The sequence below is a fragment of the Pseudomonas songnenensis genome (assembly GCF_003696315.1).
GTDB lineage: Bacteria > Pseudomonadota > Gammaproteobacteria > Pseudomonadales > Pseudomonadaceae > Stutzerimonas > Stutzerimonas songnenensis.
This window is the reverse complement of the sequence record NZ_RFFN01000009.1, coordinates 72816-93766: the sequence shown is the minus strand read 5'-3', so window position 1 is coordinate 93766 and position 20951 is coordinate 72816. Positions and strand designations below refer to the sequence as shown.

The 20951-nt window shown below is 63.5% G+C and carries 19 protein-coding genes; 17 read left to right on the top strand and 2 right to left on the bottom strand.

Translation table 11 applies throughout. From position 1 onward, the window contains the following. The first annotated feature begins 438 nt into the window (after positions 1 to 438). The 17 genes from EA798_RS18790 to EA798_RS18710 all read left to right on the top strand — a co-directional run bounded on the left by EA798_RS18790 (position 439) and on the right by EA798_RS18710 (position 18920). A complete protein-coding gene (locus tag EA798_RS18790) occupies positions 439 to 1212 on the top strand; it encodes a hypothetical protein (protein WP_167462997.1) in 774 nt (257 codons plus the stop codon). Positions 1213 to 1286: 74 nt separating this feature from the next. After that, the gene (locus EA798_RS18785) at positions 1287 to 2465 is read left to right on the top strand and encodes a DegT/DnrJ/EryC1/StrS family aminotransferase (protein WP_122099938.1); all 1179 of its coding nucleotides are present in this window, start codon (positions 1287 to 1289) and stop codon (positions 2463 to 2465) included. 23 nt (positions 2466 to 2488) lie between these two features. Continuing rightward, positions 2489 to 4051: a lipopolysaccharide biosynthesis protein gene (locus tag EA798_RS18780; protein WP_122099937.1), complete on the top strand. Its 1563-nt coding sequence runs from the start codon at positions 2489 to 2491 to the stop codon at positions 4049 to 4051. Next, on the top strand, positions 4020 to 4952 hold the full coding sequence (locus EA798_RS18775) for a glycosyltransferase family 2 protein (protein ID WP_122099936.1): 933 nt from the start codon (positions 4020 to 4022) through the stop codon (positions 4950 to 4952). Before EA798_RS18780 ends, EA798_RS18775 begins: the two co-directional genes overlap by 32 nt. A gap of 49 nt (positions 4953 to 5001) precedes the next feature. Continuing rightward, positions 5002 to 7215: a polysaccharide biosynthesis tyrosine autokinase gene (locus tag EA798_RS18770; RefSeq protein ID WP_122099935.1), complete on the top strand. Its 2214-nt coding sequence runs from the start codon at positions 5002 to 5004 to the stop codon at positions 7213 to 7215. Between the two features lie 22 nt (positions 7216 to 7237). Beyond that, positions 7238 to 7981, top strand: a complete 744-nt coding sequence (locus EA798_RS18765) for a WbqC family protein (RefSeq protein ID WP_122099934.1) — start codon at positions 7238 to 7240, stop codon at positions 7979 to 7981. Positions 7982 to 8035: 54 nt separating this feature from the next. Continuing rightward, positions 8036 to 8545 (top strand): transcription/translation regulatory transformer protein RfaH, encoded by a 510-nt coding sequence (gene rfaH, locus EA798_RS18760; RefSeq protein WP_106155190.1) that lies wholly within the window; start codon positions 8036 to 8038, stop codon positions 8543 to 8545. 61 nt (positions 8546 to 8606) lie between these two features. Beyond that, positions 8607 to 9917, top strand: coding sequence for a glycosyltransferase family 4 protein (locus EA798_RS18755; protein WP_122099933.1), 1311 nt, complete (start codon positions 8607 to 8609; stop codon positions 9915 to 9917). After that, on the top strand, positions 9811 to 11109 hold the full coding sequence (locus EA798_RS18750; protein ID WP_106155192.1) for a hypothetical protein: 1299 nt from the start codon (positions 9811 to 9813) through the stop codon (positions 11107 to 11109). The genes EA798_RS18755 and EA798_RS18750 overlap by 107 nt, the downstream gene beginning before the upstream one ends. Before the next feature lie 25 nt (positions 11110 to 11134). Beyond that, a complete protein-coding gene (locus EA798_RS18745; protein WP_208643730.1) occupies positions 11135 to 12448 on the top strand; it encodes a hypothetical protein in 1314 nt (437 codons plus the stop codon). Between the two features lie 207 nt (positions 12449 to 12655). After that, positions 12656 to 13762, top strand: a complete 1107-nt coding sequence (locus EA798_RS18740) for a glycosyltransferase family 4 protein (protein ID WP_122099931.1) — start codon at positions 12656 to 12658, stop codon at positions 13760 to 13762. Positions 13763 to 13816: 54 nt separating this feature from the next. Then, entirely contained in the window at positions 13817 to 14863 is a 1047-nt protein-coding gene (locus EA798_RS18735; protein WP_122099930.1) for an acyltransferase, read from the top strand. A gap of 56 nt (positions 14864 to 14919) precedes the next feature. Further along, complete coding sequence (locus tag EA798_RS18730) at positions 14920 to 16122, top strand: glycosyltransferase family 4 protein (RefSeq protein ID WP_122099929.1); 1203 nt, start codon at positions 14920 to 14922, stop codon at positions 16120 to 16122. A 47-nt stretch (positions 16123 to 16169) separates the two neighbouring features. Then, positions 16170 to 16508, top strand: coding sequence for a hypothetical protein (locus tag EA798_RS18725; protein ID WP_122099928.1), 339 nt, complete (start codon positions 16170 to 16172; stop codon positions 16506 to 16508). 39 nt (positions 16509 to 16547) lie between these two features. Continuing rightward, positions 16548 to 16742, top strand: a complete 195-nt coding sequence (locus EA798_RS18720; protein ID WP_049341125.1) for a hypothetical protein — start codon at positions 16548 to 16550, stop codon at positions 16740 to 16742. An 11-nt stretch (positions 16743 to 16753) separates the two neighbouring features. Then, entirely contained in the window at positions 16754 to 17827 is a 1074-nt protein-coding gene (locus tag EA798_RS18715) for a glycosyltransferase (RefSeq protein WP_122099927.1), read from the top strand. A 22-nt stretch (positions 17828 to 17849) separates the two neighbouring features. Further along, positions 17850 to 18920, top strand: coding sequence for an acyltransferase family protein (locus tag EA798_RS18710; RefSeq protein ID WP_122099926.1), 1071 nt, complete (start codon positions 17850 to 17852; stop codon positions 18918 to 18920). 12 nt (positions 18921 to 18932) lie between these two features. Here the strand turns inward: EA798_RS18710 and EA798_RS18705 are convergent, their stop codons facing one another. Both EA798_RS18705 and EA798_RS18700 read right to left on the bottom strand, forming a co-directional pair. Next, positions 18933 to 19976 (bottom strand): tetratricopeptide repeat protein, encoded by a 1044-nt coding sequence (locus tag EA798_RS18705; RefSeq protein WP_122099925.1) that lies wholly within the window; start codon positions 19974 to 19976, stop codon positions 18933 to 18935. 1 nt (position 19977) lies between these two features. Then, a complete protein-coding gene (locus EA798_RS18700; protein ID WP_122099924.1) occupies positions 19978 to 20946 on the bottom strand; it encodes a type II secretion system F family protein in 969 nt (322 codons plus the stop codon). Positions 20947 to 20951: the final 5 nt, after the last annotated feature.

The window sequence follows — 20951 nt, the reverse complement described above, 5'->3', positions numbered from 1 at the left end:
AGTTTAAGACCAACTGGACAGGTCAAGTTTTGCGACGCAAGAGTTAAATCCCCCTGCCTGATTAGTATCGCTTGCTAAAGAAGCGATGCAGGCTCGTTCGCCATTAACATTGAGAGATTCGGGGCTCTGTAGAGTGCCCGGAGTGCGGTAGCCATGCCCGAATCTTTCAAAGCCGGACGCGAGCGTCAGCCGGCGTAGAGCATGGGGAAACAACATACAAGTCATTAAAATCGACAAGTAGACACGTCGATGGCGGTAGCTTTTTCTAAATAAAAATTCCTTAGAACAATATTAGTTTCTGCCGACTGGTTACAACCTACTGCCCAGGCATTACGCCGCTTCTCTTTATTTCCACTCAGAACGCCGACCAGCAGCGGCGCGCAGTAGCTGCGACTCGACCAAACCGTTTCGCCTCGCCTTTGCGCAGGGAGAACTATCGTGTCAACAATCTTTTATGGAACGGAAGATCAGGACAAGGCATTGATTGCGCGGGACATCAATCAAAATGGCTACGCCTGCATACCCGGCTACTTGAACACCCTGCAACTAACTCAACTGCGCGAGCAAGTTTACGAGCAGGCTCGGCAGCATCACGGGGAATACTTCGCTCATCACGACGGTGAACAGGTATCCGGGTCGCTGCTTGCCACATTGAGCAGCGCACCGGAGTTCCAGTCGCTGCTGGACGACGTGTACCAGCTCGGCGCTGGCAAGGCAGCGCCGAGCAAGCGCATCTATCTGGTGATGCGATGCGTGCAGGGTCAGACCGGCCGCAAGGAATCGAACTGCTTCCACTACGACGCTTCCCTGGTAACGGCACTGCTGCCGGTGGAAATTCCGCAGGACGGCGACCAGCGCGGAGATCTGCTGCTGTTTCCCAACCTGCGCAAGCTTCGCAAGTACGTGCTGGTCAACGTGCTGGAGAAGGCACTGCTACAGAACAAGTTGAGTCGCAAACTGATTACCCGCGCGATAGGCCTCGGGCTGCTCCGGCCACAGCGCCTGCAACTGGCACCAGGCAATCTCTACCTGTTCTGGGGCTATCGATCCCTGCATGCCAACGAACCTTGTGACCCGGCACAGCTGCGCGCTACTGCCATCTTCCATTACGGCGATCCCCACGCCGGCAGCCTGATGACCCGCATGATCCTCAGGCACAACCAACGCAGAGCACGGCGGGCAAGCGCAATCGGTGCGCAGCATCCCGTCTGAGCGCCCAGCTGTAGCACCCAGCGATAACCCCCGGATGCCATCCGGGGTGGCTGAGCTTCGATAAGGAAATCACCATGATCAACGTGACCAAGTCCTACCTGGGCAACAAGAACAAGTTCAAGGCGTATGTAGACCGGATCTACAACACCGGCTGGCTCACCAACCATGGCCCGCTTGTGACTGCACTCGAGCAACGCCTCAAGGACTACCTCGGGGTGCGCAACATCATTCTCACCAACAACGGAACCATTGCATTGCAGATTGCCTACCGGGCACTGGGAATTACCGGCAGCGCAATAACCACGCCGTTCAGCTTCGTCGCGACGACCAGCTCGCTGCAGTGGGAAGGGATCAGGCCAATCTTCGCCGACATCGATCCGGCGACCTGGAACCTCGATCCGAACCAGATCATGCGGCATATCGAACCTGACACAACGGCCATCGTGGCCACCCATGTGTTCGGCAACCCCTGTGACGTCGAGCGTATCGGGCAAATCGCGCGCCAGCACAACCTCAAGGTCATCTATGACGGCGCTCACGCCTTCGGCTCCCTTTATAAAGGACGCTCGGTCTACAGCTGGGGCGATATCAGTACGCTGAGTTTCCACGCCACCAAACTGTTTCACACCATCGAGGGCGGCGCCATCGTCACCGATGACGATGACCTGGCCGAGCGGGTTCGCCTGCTCTGCAATTTCGGCATCGTCGATACCGATCAGATCGAAGGCATCGGCATCAACGCCAAACTCAATGAGTTCTCGGCAGCCATGGGTATGTGCGTGCTCGACGATATCGAATTGATCCTCGAGTGCCGCGCGGAGATCGGCCATCGATACGCCCGCCGGCTCGGCGACCATTTCGACCTGCAGAAGCCGCAACCGGAATCACAGGGCAACTACAGCTACTTCCCCGTTGCGCTGGCCGATGAAAACCAGTTGTTGCGTAGCCGAACACAGCTCAATGAAAGCGGCATCAATCCGCGTCGCTATTTCTATCCTTCGCTGGACACCCTCGAACACCTCCAGCCGCAGGTGCCACAACCTCGCTCGCGGGCGCTGAGTCGCAAGGTACTTTGCCTGCCGATCTATCCCGGCCTACCGCGCAAGGTGCAGGAGCAGGTCATGCAGACGCTGATCCAGGAGTCGATCCACAGCACGCAATCGAACCGGATTCTGTTCCGCCCCCTCGCCGAGGCGTTCGGTCTGCTCAGCGGGGAGCAGTTGCCCAGCGCCGAGTGCAAGCGCATTTCCTGAACCATCGAGGCCAAACACAGATCATGTCCGATCCCAAGCGGTTGTCGGTGATCCGCAATACCAGCCTGAACTACCTCGGGCAGGCTTATGCCCTGCTGATCGGCATTCTTATCTTGCCGTTCTACCTGGGGCATCTTGGGGCTGAGGCATACGGCCTGATCGGTTTCTTCGCGGTGCTTCAGGCCTGGCTGCAGTTGCTCGATGCGGGGATGTCGCCGGCGCTGGTCAGGCAGGTGGCGCATTATCGGGGTCAGGGCGATCTGACTGCGGGTCGGGGGCCGGCCGGACGCTTGCTGCGCTCGTTCGAGCTGCTGCTACTGCCGATCGCGCTGGCAACCTGCGTGGCGATCTACCTGAGCAGCGACTGGATCGCCGGGACCTGGCTGCAGGCACGCGAGCTGAGCACCACCACCATCATGCAGTGCATCAGCCTGATGGGGCTGATGGTGGGCTTGCGGCTCTACGCAACGCTGTACAAGAGCGGACTGCAGGGCGTGGAACTGCATGGCTGGCTGAACGCGGCGAACATGCTGATCGCAACCCTGCGTTATTTCGGTGGCCTTTTTCTGGTCGCCTATATCTCGCAGGATCCACTGGACTTCTTCCTGTTCCAGGCAGCGGTGGCCCTTGTCGAGACGCTAGCCTTCGCCAGCAAGGCCTATGTGCAGCTGTCCAGTCCACGGCTGCTCACCGGCATAGACTGGCACGTGGTCAGGCCGGTGCTGCCGTTTGCTGGCGGCATGTGCTTCACCTCGTTACTGTGGATCGTGCTGACGCAGCTGGACAAGGTTCTGCTTTCCAAGGTCCTGCTGCTCAAGGAGTACGGCTATTTCTCGCTGGTGGCGCTGATCACCACCGGCATCATGACCTTGACCAATCCCCTGGTGCAGACGCTGTTGCCGCGCATGACCATGCTCGTGGCCGAAGGGCGGATTGCCGAAATGGAGCGGCTGTACCTCAACGCCACCCGCTTCGTCTGCAGCGTGCTGTTTCCGATGGCCGCGGTGATCGCCTGGCACGGCCAGGCGCTGATCTTTGCCTGGACCGGCGACGCGGCCGCAGCCCAATGGAGCGAGCGGATGCTGTTCTGGTACGTGCCGGGCAGCGCGCTGATGGCGGTCGGCGCCTTCCAGTTCTACCTGCAGTACGCCTACGGCCAGCTGCGCCTGCACATCTGGTACAGCGTGGTTTCCACTGCCATCAGCGTACCGATCGTGATCTACGCAGCGCTTGCCCACGGCGCCTACGGTGCCGCACTGGCGTGGTTCATCCTGCGCCTGGCGACCTTCGTGATCTGGCCGCCGCTGGTGCACCGGCGCTTCGCGCCCGGCCTGCAGGGCATCTGGGTACGAGACATATTGCGAATCACCACCGCGACCGTGATCGGCGTGGCGCTGGGCGAGCCGCTGTTCCTGCTGATCGTCAGCGACAACCGCTTCGACATTCTGCTGGCGCTGGCCTTAAGCGGGTTCGTCTGCCTGCTGCTGGTCGCGGCGACATCGAAATCACTGCTACTCAAGCTTCATCTACTCATCACCAAGCGAGCATCCAAAAATGGAATTGAAGAGCGAGCAAGCCTTGATTGAACGCTGGGGCGGCAAGACCGAACCGCTGCTGAGCATCGTTTGCCTGACGTACAACCATGCCTCTTTCATTCGGAAGACGCTGGAGAGCTTCCTCCAGCAGGAAACGGATTTCCCCTTCGAGGTGATCGTCCACGACGACGCCTCGACCGATACCACCGCCGCGATCATCGCCGACTACGCGGCGCGCTACCCGAGCATCATCAAGCCGATCTACCAGACGCAGAACCAGTTCAGTCTCGGCGTGCCGTTCAGTACGCGGCTGTTCGCCCGGGCAGCCGGCAAGTACATCGCCTATTGCGAAGGCGACGACTACTGGACCGATCCGAGCAAGCTGCAACAGCAGGTGGATTTCCTCGAACAGCATCGTGACTACGTCATCACCTACCACGACGCCTTCATGTTCAACAGCAAGGGCATCATCCAGAGCCCGCAGCTCACCGGGAAGCTGCGCAAAGACGCCACCGCCCTCGAACTGATGCAGGGCCGCCCGATTTCCACGCTCACGGTGTGCTTCCGCAACCTGGTCCAGGAACTGCCGCCTGAGCTGCTCGGCGTGGAAGTGCTGGATATCTGCTGGTGGTCGCTGCTCGGCGCTTACGGCAAGGGCAAGTTCATGGCCGGGATCAGCCCGGCCGCGTACCGCGTGCACGAAGGCGGAATCTTCTCCATGCGGCCGAGCAAGCAGCGCATCCAGATGGCGATGCATGCGCACTACTGCCTGGCGCGCTACTACCACCGCATCGGCAACAACGCGCTCTACGAGTATTTCCTGGTCCTGGTGTTCGGCGAGTGCCTCTCGCTGGTCTCGCCGTTCAGCAAGCTCCAGGCACTCTCGACCATCGCCCAGAACATCACGCTCAACCTGCTGCGCAGGCTGACTCCACGGCTGGCCAGGAGCTGATCAGCCCAACCGCCATCTTGCATACACGCACCATGAGGAAGGACTCCCAATGACTGCCCTGACCCGCTCTTCACTGGAATACGATGCGGACAATCGCATCGACCTGGCCGGCATCATGCGCACGGCCTACGACCACAAGGCGTTGATCATCGCCATCACCGGGTTGTTCACCGTGCTCGGCGTGCTCTACGCCCTCATCGCCACGCCGATCTACCAGGCCACCGCGATGATCCAGATCGAGCCGAAGAAGGCCGCCATTACCGGCATACCGGAAATATCTCCCCGCCCGGACTCGGTTTCCCAGGCGGTCACCGAAATTTCCCTGCTGAAATCCCGTGCGGTGCTCGGCAAGGCCGTCGAGGAACTCAAGCTCTACATCGTCGCCAAGCCGCGCCAGTTCCCGCTGATCGGCGGCTACATGGCCCGTCAGCATGACCCGGCAACCGACGGCGCGCTGGCCAAACCCCTGTTCGGGCTGACCGCCTTTGCCTGGGGCGGCGAGAAGCTCGACGTCTTCCAGCTCGACGTACCCGAGGCCTACCTGGGCATGGAGCTCACCTTGGTCGCCGGCACGGCCGGTAACTACGGCCTGTATGACGACGAGCAGCAGCTGATCCTCCGGGGCCAGGTCAACCAGGCCGTGGAAACCCAGGGCTTCAAGGTGCAGATCGCCGAGCTGGAGGCTCGTCCGGGCACCGAGTTCAGGCTGGTCAGGAATCGTCCGCAGACCACCGCGCTGGACTATCAGGATCGCCTGAAGGTCGGCGAGGCCGGCAAGGACTCGGGGATCATCTACATGTCGCTGGAAGATCCCGACCCGCAGCTGGCCAGCCGTGTGCTGGACGAGATCAGCCGCCTGTATGTCAGCCAGAACATCCAGCGCAGCTCTGCCGAGGCGGCCCAACGCCTGGATTTCCTCCGTTCGCAGCTGCCACAGGTACGCAAGGAGCTGGAGAAGGCCGAAGCCGCGCTGCACGACTACCAGACCAGCTCCAAGTCGGTGGACATCAGCATCGAGACCAAGGGCGTGCTGGACCAGATCGTCCAGCTGGAAACCCAGCTGTCGGAACTGACACTCAAGCGGGTGGACTACGACCGGCTCTACACCCGCGAGCACCCGACCTACCGCACCCTGATGTCGCAGATGAACGAGCTGCAGGCGCAGAAGGCGCAGCTGCTGAAGAAGGTCGACACCCTGCCCATGACGCAGCAGGAACTGCTGCGCCTCAAGCGTGACATGGAAGTCACCACCCAGACCTACACGCTGTTGATGAATCAGGCCCAGGAGCAGGATGTGCTGCGCGCCGGCACCATCGGCAACGTGCGTATCATCGACAATGCCTACTCGATGGTCGAGAAACCATCCAAGCCGGTTCGCCCGCTGGTAGTGGCTATCGCGCTCTTTGTCGGCCTGCTTGTTTCGGCCGCGGTGATTCTGTTGCGTCAGGCGTTCTATCGCGGCGTGGAAAGTCCGGATGCGATCGAAAAGCTCGGTGTGCCGGTGTATGCCGGCCTGCCCTACAGCGCCTCGCAGGATCAGTTGAATCGCAGCCGCAAGTCTCGCGACGGCAAGACTCGCCTGCTCAGCCTCACCGAGCCGACCGATCTCGCTGTCGAGTCGCTGCGCAGCCTGCGCACCAGCCTGAAGTTCGCCATGCTCGAAGCACGCAACAAGGTGCTGATGATCACCAGCCCAACCCCGTCGGTGGGCAAGTCGTTCGTGTCCAGCAACCTGGCTGCCGTCATCGCCCAGACCGGACAGCGCGTGTTGCTGATCGATGCCGATATGCGTCGCGGCTACCTGCATACCCTGTTCGGCATGGCACCGCGCAATGGCCTGTCCGATGCCCTTGCCAGCGGCCTGAGCCTGGCGGAAATCACCAACCGCACCGAAGTGAAGAACCTGCACTTCATCTCCGCCGGGTTTTCCGCACCCAACCCGTCCGAGCTGCTGATGCACGACAACTTCTCCCGCCTGCTGCGCGATGCGGAAAAGCTCTACGACTTCATCATCATCGATACGCCGCCGGTGCTGGCCGTCACCGACGCGGTGCTGGTCGCACAGCAGGCCGGTACCAATCTGCTGGTCGCCCGCTTCGGCCTCAGCACCAGCTCGCAGATCGACGCCTCCAAGCGCCGTCTCGCGCAGAACGGCGTGCTGCTCAAGGGCGTGATCCTCAATGCCGTGAAACGCAAGGCGTCCACTTCGCCCTATGACAGCGGCGCCTACGGCTACTACACCTACAACACCCAGCAAGCCTGATCGCCAGACAAGGAGGTGCGCCGTGCTCAGAACCGTCTCGATGATGCAGCCCTATCTCTTTCCGTACCTGGGCTATTTCCAGCTGATCGCCCTCAGCGATGTGTTCGTCCTGGGCGACGACCTGCAGTACGTGAAGGGCTCGTGGATGAACCGCAACCGCGTGCTGGTCAACGGCCAGCCCAAGCTGATCACCTTCCCGCTGCGCAAAGGGCACCAGACCGAGCAGATCAGGGAACGCTGGCTCTGCGACGACTTCGACCGCGAAGCCGAGGCGCTGATGAAAACGCTTGAGCGCTGCTATGCCAAGGCTCCGCAGCGCGACACCGTGTTGCCGCTGATCCGCAGCATCCTTGCGTATCCGGAGCGCAATCTGGCGCTGTTCACCGAAAACTCGCTGCGCTGCCTCTGTGCCTACCTGGGTATCCGCACGCCGATCTATCGCGGCTCCACCCTCGACCTGCCGGCGCGGATGGACATGCAGGATCGCGTCATCCAGATCACCCACCGCATGGACGGCGAGCTGTACCTGAACCCCATCGGCGGCATGGACCTGTACTGCCCGGCCCGCTTCCGCGCTGACGGGTTGCTGCTGCGCTTCCTGCGCATGGATGAGATCACCTACACGCAGCTCAAGCATCCGTTCGTGCCCTCGCTCTCGATCATCGATGTACTGATGTTCAACAGCCGCGAGGCGCTCAAGGAACTGCTGCTGCGCTTCAGCGTGGTCGAGGGTCACGAAAAAAGGGCAACGCTGACGCTGGCTTGAAGACATTCAGCCTGCCATGGAATTCGAGCAGGCCAATTCGGGAAGGACATCCTCATGACACCTAGCAACACCGCGCGCTGGTACCTGATCCAGACCAAGCCACGCCAGGAAGCCCGCGCCGAAGAACACCTGTTGCGCCAGCACTTCGAGTGCTACCGGCCGGTCAAGGCGTCGTCCCCTTCACGCGGCACGCCAAGCGCCAGGACCGGCGAGGCACTGTTTCCGGGCTATCTGTTCATTCGCCTGGATTGCATTCACGACAACTGGTACCCGATTCGCTCCACTCGCGGCGTCAGCCGCGTGGTGAGTTTCGGAGGCCAACCGACTCCGGTTCGCGACGAGCTGATCGAGCAGCTGCGCCAGCGTCTTGCGCAATGCGCAAGCGCACCAGCGGCAACGTTCGCACCCGGCGAGCGGGTGCAGGTCAGTGGCGGCAGCTTCAGCGACATCGAAGCGATCTTCGTCAGCAGCGACGGCGAGGAGCGCTCCGTCATCCTGCTCAACCTGCTGCAGCGTGAACAGAAGGTCCGGGTGCCCACCCGTTATCTCCAGTGCTACTCCTGAGCCAGGCATGTGCCCGTGGGGCCACGCGAGCAGCCTGACAGGTTCAAACAGCGAGCCAACGATGAAGATCCTATTTCTCAATGCGTTCTACGCACCGCACATCGGCGGAGGCGCAGAAGTCATTCTCCGCCATCTGGCCGAGGGGCTGCAGCGCCGCGGTTGCGAGGTAGCCGTGCTGGCAACCGGCCCGGATGCCGGCTTGAACATGCAGATTCAGGACGGCGTGCGGGTCTATCGCGCCAATCTGGCGAACAGCTACTGGCATTACACCCAGCAGCGCCCAAGCCGCCTCGCCCGCCTCGGCTGGCACTACCGCGACCGCTACAACGCCGACATGCGCCTGCACGTACGCGACGTGATCGAGCGCGAGCAGCCGGAGATCGTCGTCAGCAACAACCTCACCGGCTGGTCGATTTCCGCCTGGGACGAAATCACCGCCGCGGGTCTGCCGATCGTCCAGGTACTGCACGACCTGTACCTGCTCTGCCCGAAGGACACCATGTTCAACCACGGCAAGAGCTGCCAGCGCCAGTGCGGCCTGTGCTCGGTATTCCGCCTGGGCCATGCCCGCGCCTCGGCGCAGGTGGCTACGGTGATCGGGGTGAGCCGCTTCGTGCTCGAACGCATCGCCACGCAAGGCTACTTCAGCCACGCCCGCCGCCATGTAGTGCACAACTGTACGCCAGCCAATCCCGGCCAGGGCAGCAAGCCGAAGCAGCGCGGCAACCATCCGCTGCGTTTCGGCTATATCGGCACGCTTTCGGAGAACAAGGGCGTCGGCTGGCTGATCGAGCAGTTCCAGCGGCTGGACATCGACGCCCGGCTGGATATTGCCGGGCGCGGCAAGCTGGATTACGAGGCCAAGCTGAAGACCATGGCCGATCCGAAGAAGGTCAGTTTTCTCGGCTACTGCGACAGCGACGAGTTCATGCAGAGCATCGACGTGCTGGTGGTGCCGTCGCTGTGGGACGAGCCGTTCGGCCTGGTGGCCGTCGAAGGCTGCGCCAACAACCTGCCGGTGATCGCCAGCAACATGGGCGGGCTGCCAGAGATCATCCGCGACGAGTACAACGGCCTGCTCTGCTCGCCTGATGATCCCGATTCACTCGGCATCGCCATGCTCTGGCTCTACATCGATGGCGCGCTGCGGCAGCGGCTTGCCAGCCAGGCGCGGGCCAGTGTGCTAGCGCTGCTGGATATGGAACGCATGCTGGACCAGTACCAGTCCATCCTGCACGAGACACTTCAGGGAACGAGAATCCACCATGAACCAGAGCCTGCTGATCACCCCGCGGCAACGCGACTCGAATCCGTTGGCCTTCGACAAGCCGACATTGTTGACGCTGGTCGTCGCCTCGCTGCTGCTGACTGAAACCTTCTCCGGCGCCCTGCGCTACTACTTCGACATGGCCGGAATTTCCTGGCTGCTGTATCTGCCGAAGGTCGCCTGCCTGGCAGCGCTGAGCCTGGAGCTGCTGAGCTACCGCGGCTGGCCGCTGTTCTGGCTGGTGCTGCTGGGGCTGGTGACATCCAGCCAGCTGGCGCTGATGCATGGGGCGGAGCTGCACAACATCGGTTTCAGCCTGTTCATCTACATTCCACTGCTGTTCGGCCTGATCTGCGGCCGGCATCTGGAGCTGCGGCTCGGGCTGTTGCGGCGCGTCATCGGCTTCTGCCTGATCGCCAGCTTCGTCGGCATCGCCCTCGATCTGCTGACCAGCGTGCCGTGGAAGGGCTACAGCTACATGGTCGGCGAGGTGGAGCTGAGCGCCAACCGCTCCTGGGCATTCGACGACATCGACCGTATCGGCGGCTTCGCGCGCATGTCCACCGCGCTGTCGGTGATGATCGCGGTCTACAGCCTGTTCATCGCCGCGTTCATCCGCTCGCGGCTGCTGCGGCTGCTGCTGTACATCGCCGCCGTGATCGGCATCGTGCTCACCACCAACAAGTCCACCGCAGCGGCCTATGTGCTGACGCTGCTGATGCTGATCTTCACGGCCTATCGCTTCGCCAGCGCCGCGGCCTTTCTCATCGCGGTACTGGTCGGCCTGCTGCTGCCGGCGATCAGCCTGGTCCTGAGCCTGGACCCGAATGCGGCCAACAACGGCACGCTGCTCGCCTCGTTCGCCGACCGGCTGATCAACAGCTGGCCGAACTTCATCGGCGTCATGCTCCGCGAGGGCTGGGGCTGGTGGGGCGCGGGCTTCGGTGCGGTGGGCAGTGCCGGTCACGCCTACCCGGTGCCAGGCCTGGAACTGCTGGTCATCGCCGACAACACCGCGCTGTACCTGTGGGGGATGCTCGGCGTGTTCGGCGTGCTGCTCTACCTGCTCTGCTTTCCCCTGATGCTGCGCCTGCACGAGCGCGGGGCAAGGCTGCGCGACGCGCTGCTGCCGATCGTCTTCTGCCTGTGTCTGGTGGCCTGGGCCACCGACGTGCTGGAGGTGACCACCGCCACGCTGTTCCTTGGCCTGGCCATTTCCCACGTGCTGACACCGGCCCGAGCGCCGACCCGCGGCCTCGCCCCGCAACGACTGCCGGAACTGCGACACCTGACCTGAGCATCAACCATCACGGATGATCCACATGACGAATCGCTCTCCCCTGCTCCACGCCTTGCTGCTCGGGGGTCTGCTCGGTGCATCCTTGCAGATCGCCGCACAGACAACCGAGGAACCCTTCGTCGTCGGTGTCTGCGCCCACGAGCTGCACCGGGGTGATCCCAGCGGCCGCGCCTACGCCATGATGCGCGATGCCGGCATCACCTCTGTACGCACCGACGCCCACTGGGCTTATGTCGAGCGCCAGCCGAACCAGCTGAATATCGAGCCGTCCTGGCGCCGTTACTTGAAGGAGACGGCTCGCCACGGCCTGAACACGCAATTCATCCTCGGCTATGGGAACCAGCACCACGGCGGCGGCGAGAAACCCCGCACCGAGCCGGTCCGGGCCGCGTTCAACCGCTATGTCGAATTCATCACCGAAGAGCTGAAAGGCCAGGTGGCGTATTACGAGATCTGGAACGAATGGGACGTCGAAGACCCGCGCGACCCCAGGTTCACCCAGGACTACGCCCGCCTGATCGCCGATGCCTCAGGGATCATTCGCCAGCGCGCCCCCAATGCGAAGGTGCTGGCCGGCGCGGTGACCACCCAGGGCATCGAATCGGGTTTCGCCCTGCGCCTGCTGGAGAACGGGCTGATGCAGTCGGTGGATGGTCTGTCATTGCATCCCTATGTGCATTGCCGCGGCTGGCGCCGCAACACGCCCGAGGCCTGGATCGACTGGATGACAGAGGTCGACAAGCAACTGACACGCGCCGCGGGACGCCCGGTGCCGCTCTACCTCACCGAGATGGCCTGGCCTTCGCACCACGGTGCCTGCGGCATCGACGAGACGCTGCAGGCCGCGTATCTGGCGCGCGCGTTCTTTCTCGCCAAGACGCTGCCCAGCATCAAGGGCATGTGGTGGTACGACTTCCGCAACGATGGCACCGACAAGACCGAGCGTGAGCACAACTTCGGTCTGGTCCGGCAGGACTTCACGCCGAAGCCCGCCTACCCGGTGCTCGCCGCCATCAGCGGGATCGTTCGGGAATACGCCTTTGTCGGCCGCGAGGAAAGTGCCACAGGTGATGTGGTGATGCTGCGCTTCGCCCGCGACGAGGAAGAGCTGATGGTCGCCTGGAGCGCCGACAAGCCACGTACGGTCGAGCTGCGAAGCGGAGCAGGAAACGCCGGGCGCGTCGCCATGATCGACACCGCACAGCCGCAGCATGGTCGGGTGACCACCACCAGCGAATGGAAATGCACAGCCAAGGGCAGCAGCTGCAGCACCCGGGTAAAGCTCGATGGCTTCCCGAAGATCATCAGCATGCGCGCGGTGCAGGAAGAAGGCTGAAGGCAATCGCAGGAGCCTATACGCCATCGATCCGGCATGCCGGCCAAGCGCGCCACGCCATCAAGGCTTTCGCGGTTCAGCCTGACGGTGAACCGCCTTGTGATCGGCCGTGACCGGCCCTCGCTCACTTCACCACTGTTCGTCAGCCGACGGCAGTCAATGCTTTCGCCTCGAGAAACCGACGCAACCTCCCAAGGAGAGCCACTCATGATTGCCATCAACGCTCGTTTCCTCACCCAGGAAACCCGCGGCGTGCAGCGTTTCGCCGAGCAGGTCTGCCTGGAGCTCGGCGCCATGCGCAAGGACCTGACCTTTGTCGCGCCTCAGGACACGCCCGTGAACGGCAGCGCCGAACGGCTGCAGGTACGCCGCATCGGACGCAACCGCGGTCACCTGTGGGAACAGCTGGATCTGCCGCTGTGGCTGGCACGCAACGGGCGACCGCCGCTGGTATCGCTGTGCAACACCGCCCCGCTGATCTACAGCAACCAGATCGCGACCCATCACGACATCACCTACGTGCGCCATCCGGAAAGCTATTCGCGCACCTTTCGCGGTTTCTACAAGGGGCTCACACCGCTGCTGCTCAAGCGCATCAAGGCGCTGATCACGGTCAGCGATTTCTCCCGCAAGGAGATCGCCCGCTACTACGGTTATCCCAGCGAGAACATCTGCGTAGTGCCCAATGCCGTGTCGGCGAAGTTCCGCCCACCCGCCCCCGGAAACCAGCCACCAGCTGGCAGGCCCTATCTGCTCGCCGTGTCGTCGCCCAATGCGCACAAGAACTTCGCTCGCATGGTCGCCGCCTTCCTCAGCCTGGAAGGCTTCGACGAGGTGGAGCTGCACATCGTCGGCGACTCCCACTCGGTGTTCTCCGGCAACGACTACCGGCTGGAAGGCAATCCCCGGGTACGCATGCTCGGCCGCCTCGACGACGAGCAGCTGGTGCGCGAATACCAGGGCGCCACCGCATTCGTCTTTCCGTCGCTCTACGAAGGCTTCGGCATCCCTCCGCTGGAGGCGCAGGCCTGTGGCTGCCCGGTGATTGCGGCGCGAGCGGCCTCGATTCCCGAAGTGCTCGGCGAAAGCGTGCTGTATTTCGAGCCGCTGAACATCGAGGACATTGCCCGCTGCATGCGCCATGTGCTGCAGGACGCCGGTCTGCGCGAGGACCTGCGCACCCTCGGTCTGGCCAACGTCGAGCGGTATTCCTGGAAGCGCTCGGCGCAGACGGTTTCCCAGCTGATCGACGAGACGCTGATGGGCAGAAGCAAGCCGCCGACCTTCATTGCCTGGTCGTCGAATCGTCCCTAGCAGCGCCGGGCGCATGCCTGGCCCGTTCATTCCCCCCGTCAAACGAGGCAGACCATGGAACGGTTGGTGCACATCGACGCGCTGCGAGGCGGCGCCTCCATCCTTCTGATTGTTCATGTCGTAGCGCTGCCACTGCTGGCAGAGCCCGGCTCTTCGCAGGCCATCGACCTCTGGCTGGTGGCAACGCTGTGGCTGCTGCTCGGCTGCGGCTTTCTGGTGCCGGCCGCCTTGTATGCAGGTGGCGATGACGGACGCGGCTTCGCCATCCGCCGTCTGCTGCGCCTGCTACCGGTGTATCTGCTGGCGGTACTCCTGACGGCGGTGCTGCTACCGGCCTTGCCGACCTGGCTGCCCGGTACGGCGAGCCACTACCCAGGCATGGCATTCGAGGCCGTGAGCGCCTACGGCGCCCTGCCGCCGCTTCTGCTGTTCTACGGGCTGTGCCTTTTGCTGCATGCGCTCGGCCTGCTGCACAGCGTGAGCCTGCGGGCCGGCTGCGCCCTGGTGCTGCTCGCGGCGGCACTGCTGCTGGCCCTGACCCAGCAGCTGATCGACCGGACGCTGCCGGTCACCCTGCCGCTGGTGCTGTCTTTGATGTTCTTCGCCTCGCTGCGCTACGAGGTGCAGCACGAGACCAGCAGCTACGCCCGCCGGCGCGCCCGTGAATATGCGCGCTACACGCTGCGGGTCTACCTGTTGGTGCTACCGGTGATTTTCGTTGCCGGCTGGGCGCGGGACGGCTCGGCACAGCAGGCCGCCTGGCCGGGACAGTTGCTCGGCTATGCCGTGGCCGTCGCCCTGTTCCTGCTGTTCACCGGTCGCCTGCGCCTGCGGGCGCCGTTGCTCGTCTGGTTCGGCAGCCTCAGTTGCTCGCTCTACCTGCTGCTGCCGGCGATGCAGCGCCTGGGCCAGCTGCTGACGCAGACGCTGGGCCTGAGCGGTTCGCTGGCTGCCAGTGCCAGCGCGGTATTCGGCCTGGCGCTGGCCATCACAGCCGCCCTGCTCTGCCGCCGCCTGCTCGAGCACCCACTGATGCGAGCCGGCAATCGGCTCACCGGACAGCGCGACGTACTACCCCTGGGCCGTCTGCACAGCCGCTGACCACGCTCCCCATTGCGGCCTGGCCGCTCATTCGTTTCGACCAAGGATGTCATTCCATGAAAGTTGCCATCGTTCACGATTGGCTGGTGACCTACGCCGGTGCCGAGCGTGTGCTCGCCAGCCTGTGCGCCGTTTGGCCGGACGCCGACCTGTTCGCCGTCATCGACTTCCTCTGCGATGAAGACCGCGCCCACCTGGGCGGCAAACGCGCTACCACGACCTTCATCCAGCAGCTGCCGAAGGCGCGGACGCACTACCAGAAGTATCTGCCGCTGATGCCGCTGGCCATCGAGCAGCTGGACATGTCCTCCTACGACCTGATCATTTCCAGCAGCCACGCGGTGGCCAAGGGCGTACTGACCGGCCCCAACCAGTTGCATATCAGCTATGTGCATTCGCCGATCCGCTATGCCTGGGACCTGCAGCACCAGTACCTGCACGAGGCCAGCCTGGAGCGTGGCATCAAGGCCAAGCTCGCGCGCATGCTGCTGCACTACATGCGCATGTGGGACCAGCGCACCGCCAGCGGCGTCGACGAGTTCATCGCCAACTCGCACTTCATCGGCCGGCGCATCAACAAGAGCTACCGGCGCCAGTCCACGGTGATCTACCCACCGGTAGACACGCGCCAGTTCACGCTCCACGAGGCCAAGGAGGACTTCTATCTGACCGCCTCGCGCATGGTGCCGTACAAGAAGATTCCGCTGATCATCGAGGCCTTCGCGGCGATGCCGGACAAGCGCCTGATCGTCATCGGCACCGGGCCGGAGATGGACAAGGCTCGCGAAGTCGCAGGGCCCAATGTGACCTTGCTCGGCTATCAGAGCTTCGAGGTACTGCTGCACCACATGCAGCGCGCCAAGGGCTTCGTCTTCGCCGCCGAGGAAGACTTCGGTATCGCCCCGATCGAGGCTCAGGCCTGCGGCACGCCGGTGATCGCCTATGGCCGCGGCGGGGTGCTGGAAACCGTGCGCGGGCTCGACCAGCCGGAGCCGACCGGCGTGTTCTACCCGGAGCAGACGGCCGACTCGATCATCGCCGCCATCGCCGAATTCGAAGCGAATCACTCACGCATCACCCCGGCGAACTGCCGCAGCAACTCGGAGCGTTTCTCCGGCGAACGCTTCGAGCAGGAGATCCGCGCCTTCGTCGAGGCCCGCGTGCGCGAGGCCCGTTTCGAGGGCCAGGATTTCGGCTCGGCCGCCCAGCCCAGCACCCCGCTCTACCCGGCTGCGGTGTTGCCGATCAAACAAGCCTGAACGACACATTCAGGCATTCATGTACACGCATTTACGAGGTTTCAAGGATGAACACGGTAAAGCAGTGGATGAGGGCCACCCGCGCCCTCGGTTTCGCACTTGTGCTGGTGGTCGACCCGGCCAGCGCCATGGTGATCGTCGATTCGCTGAGCATCGATCCGGCCCTGCCGGACGTTCACGGCAGCAGCTCGCCGTCCTGCGACAACGCCGGCAGCCCAAGCCCGATCGCCTACAGCCAGTCATCCAGCGATTCAGCGCCCTGCACCACGACCAGCGGCAGCCAGGTCACCAGCCAGCCGCCTGGCCATCCGGGCCACCGCGTCGTCGAGCCAGCCTCCGGCTCGTTCTGGTATGCCCCGACGGACAGCCGACGTTATTCATTCTGATCACGGGCCTCGCACGCCCCGCCACCCAGGAGCCACAGCATGAGCACAGAAGGAACCGCCAGATCCCCGCTGATCCTGGCCGATGGCTACTCCTACACCGAACTCATTCCCGTGCCGGACAGCCCTTGCGGTTTCATCCGCATCTTTCACGCCCTCTTCAGTCCGCTGGAAGAAACACCCGAGCCCGAGGCGGAGCCGTACCGCACGCCGCTCGCCACACCGGAACAGGGCTGAGGAGCATCGCCATGCACAACCACGCGCGTATCCAACCGTACCGTCAGGAAACGCAGGCCGTGGCCGACCTGGCCGGCGAGATGCCGGTCAAGCGCCAGACGACCATCGTCACGGTGACCTATGGCGATCGCCTCACCTACCTGCGTCGTCTGATCGAGCAGGCCTTCGCCTTCGAGCAGATCACCCGCGTGGTGGTGGTCAGCAACGCCTCCCGTGCACCGCTCGAACAGCTCACCAGCCGCTGGCCCGGCCAGGTGCGCATCATTCCGCTGGAGCAGAACACCGGCTCGGCCAACGGCTATGCGGTGGGCCTGCAGGCAGCGCTCGAAGAAGGCGCCGAATACCTCTGGATGATGGATGACGACAACGCACCCACCGCCTCCGCCGTGCGCCTGCTGCACGCGGAGCTGGCGCGGCTGGGCGATGAGGTGGGCTTGCACAATGCCGCGGTGCTGGGCTTTCGCCCCAGCCAGCAGGAAGACATCGCTCGCGGCGTGCCGCGACGCTTCGCCATCCAGCCGCGCTCCAGCTATTTCGGCTTCCATGTCGCGCAGCTGCCCTACAAGCTCTGGCGTCGTCTGCCCTGGGGCCGACCGAAAGGGACGCCGCCACGCGCCATCGACCTGCCGTTCGCGCCCTACGGCGGCATGCTCGCGCATCGCAGCCTGTACCAGGCGATCGGCCTGCCGTTGCGCGAACTGGTGCTCTACGCCGACGACACCGAGTACACCCGCCGCATCACCGCCATGGGTGGCCGCCTGCGGCTGGTCACCGATGCGCTGATCGACGAGCTGGAGCTGTCGTGGAACATCAAGGCCCACACCCGCAACATCTACGAAGCCTTCCTGCTCGGTGACTCCGACTTCCGTGCCTACTACACCGCCCGCAACCAGGCCTGGTTCGACACCCACGTCTGGGCGGCTTCGCCGTGGCTGTACCGCCTGAACCGTCTGATCTTCCTCGGCCTGCTGCGTCATGTCGCGCGCCGCCAGCAGGTGCCGGAACGGCTGCGGCTGATCGAACAGGCCATCCGCGACGGCGAGAGCCGCACGCTGGGGATGAGCCAGACATTCCCACTGCGTTGACCACACCCACAAGGAGGTTCCAATGTCCGCGCCCATCCCGGCGAACCGAGACAACAACTTCGATTTCCTGCGCTTTTTCGCCGCCGCGATGGTGGTATTCGGTCACGCCTACGGACTTTCAGGCCAGGCGCATCAGGAACCGCTGCGCCTGTTCAGCGGCAGCTATGACTCGGCGGACATCGCCGTGCACGTGTTCTTCGTCATGAGCGGCTTTCTCATCGCTGGTTCATGGCTGAACAGCCACAGCGTGCTGGATTTCACCGCCAAACGGGCATTGCGCATCCTTCCGGCGCTGATCGTCTCGGTGCTGTTCGTCGTGCTCGTGGTGGGACCGCTGGCCACCCGATTGCCGCTGGGCGAGTATTTTGCCGCCCCCGGCACGCTCGCCTACCTCGGCAACGCGGTATTCATCACGGAGTTCCGGCTGCCCGGCGTGTTCGCCAGCAACCCCTTTCCCGATACGGTCAACGGCTCGCTGTGGACGCTGCCCTACGAAGTTCTGATGTATGCCACCGTGCTGACGCTCGGCTTGCTCAAGGTGTTCGGCCGCAGCATGGCGCTGATCGGGCTGGTTCTGATGGTAGGCGTGCACTTCTACCTGATCCCGGTATACGAGGTGCAGAGCGACCTGCTGCGCAAGGCCACGCGGCTCGGGATGTTCTTCTATGCCGGTGTGGTGCTCTATCTGTATCGCCAGAGGCTGATCTGGAACTGGAAGCTCGCCGCGCTGATGGTTGCCGCAAATCTGCTCAGCGCACGCAGCGACTACTGGGAGCTCGTGCACGTACTGACGCTGCCCTATCTCACGCTCTACCTTGCCCAGCTGCGTATCCCACTGCTGGCCGGGTTCGGCAAGGCAGGCGACTTCTCCTACGGGCTGTACATCTTTGCCTTCCCGCTGCAGCAACTGATCATGCACTGGAGCGACGGCAGCCTGCCGCTGGTACCGTTCATGCTGCTGAGCTTCGCCGCCAGCCTCGCCGCCGCAGTGCTCTCCTGGCACCTGATCGAGTCGCCGGCACTCAGGCTCAAACGCTACCTGCCGCGCCGCCAACGCAGCACGGCGACCGCAGCCGCCGCAACCAACCCTTGAGGAACGTGCCGTTCAAGGCGCCGTGAAGACTTTCACTTCCGCATCCACCACGGCGACCACATCCGACTGCGCGCGCTCCAACCCCAGCTGCCGAATCTTGCGCAACTGCCGTACCCGCTCGAGGTTTTCCCAGGCCGTGAGGTAGTGCGACGGCGACTGCTCCAGGGCGCTGCGGAAGAACTGCTCGGCCTCATCCAGCTTGCCCTCCACCAGACAGACGTAGCCCACGTCATTGCTGGCCTGGGCGCGCGAACCGATCTGCTCGAACGCCGAAAGTGCCTCCTCGTAACGCGACGTACGCGCCAGCAGCAGCCCATAGTTGCGCCACAGTGGCGAGTAGCTGCCGTTCTGATCCAGCGCGCGGCGGAAGATACGCTCGGCGTCCTGCCAACGTCCGGCCAGATAATAGGAATACCCCAGGCTGTTCTGCGCGAGCAGCGAGCGTGGCTCGATCTTCAGCGCCAGCTGGTAATAGCCCTCGGACAAGGCAAAGCGGTTGTTCAGGTCTGCCAGCACGCCGAGGGCGTTGTACAGCCTGAGCGGCGACTGCTGGTCGACCTTGAGCGCCTGCGGCTCGGGCAGCGTTTCACCAATGGCTACGCCCTGACGCCGCTGATCCAGGGAAACGGCCTTGTGCAGCAAGCCACGGGCACGATCCTGATCGCGCTGCGAGAGGCTCAGCATGCCCATTTCAGTCAGCGCATCGAGGTTGTCCGGCTGCTTGGCCAGCACTTCGGTGAAGGCCAGTTCGGCGAGCTGATCGTTGCCCCTTTCGCGGTGGATACGCCCGACCCAGACAAGTGCGTCCTGGCGCTTGGGCTCCAGCTCCATGGCGCGCAGATACTGGAACAGGGACTGGTCGAGATCACCCGACCGATAGGCCAGCGCCGCCAGCTGCATTGCCTGCTCCGCGCTGCCTGCCTGCTTGCGCACCTGATAGAGCAGTGCGTTATCGCCGGAGTACACCGAGCGTCCGCTGTTGCCGGCATCCGGCCCCATGCTCTGACAGCCGCCCAGCACCGCGGATACGAGCAGCAGCAATCCGAATCTTTTCATGTCAGGAACTCCCGAAGGCGTTGACCAACGCCATGATGGCCGGGCCGATGGCAACCACGAAAAAGCTGGGCCACAGGCAGAGAATGAGCGGAAAGACCAGCTTGGTCCCGATCTTGGCCGCCTGCTCCTCAGCGGCCTGGGTACGCCGGTCACGAAACTCCTCGGCGTAGATGCGCAGCGTATCCGCAACACTGGTGCCGAAACGGATGCTTTGTCCGAGCAGGCTGACCAGCCCCTGCAAGTCTTCCAGACCGGTACGCAACGCCAGATTCTGCAGCGCATCGGAGCTGCTCACGCCGGCGCGGATTTCGGCATTCACCAGTGCCAGTTCGCCCGCCAGTTCGGCATGGCTGACGGACGTCTCCTCGGCAACCCGCTCGATCGCCTGCGGCAACGCCAGCCCAGACTCGACGCATACCACCAGAAGATCGAGTGCGTCGGGGAAGGCCGCACGCAGTCGATTCATGCGGGCCTCCTTGCGCTTTTCGACATACATCGCCGGAATCATCCAGCCGGCGACGACCGCTGCAGCCGTCAGCATCAGCCCGGTCGAGAACTCGACCTCGCTGAACAACGGCAGCACCACCACTGCAGCAGCAAGCAACAGCAGCGGCAACAACAGGCGCAGCGACCAGTACAGCTGCGCGGCGTTGGCCGACCGATAACCGGCATGCAGCAACAGCGCGCGCGTACCGCTGGCATGCTCGCTGTCGGTGGCGACCAGCCGATCCCCCAGCTGCGCCAGCAGCAGCTGCAGATTGCCCCGTGGCGGCTCGCCAACGCCCTGATCGACCATGCCGCGCTTGAGCGTGACCAATCGTCGATGCACCGGATCCTGCAAGCCGACGACAAGCATGGTCAGAGTGAGCGCTGCGATCACCACGCTGATGCCGATCGCCGCCAGAAACAGCAGGCGTACCCAGCGCTCATCGCCCATCAAGCCGTTGAACACGCTCCACAAGTAATCCATGACGA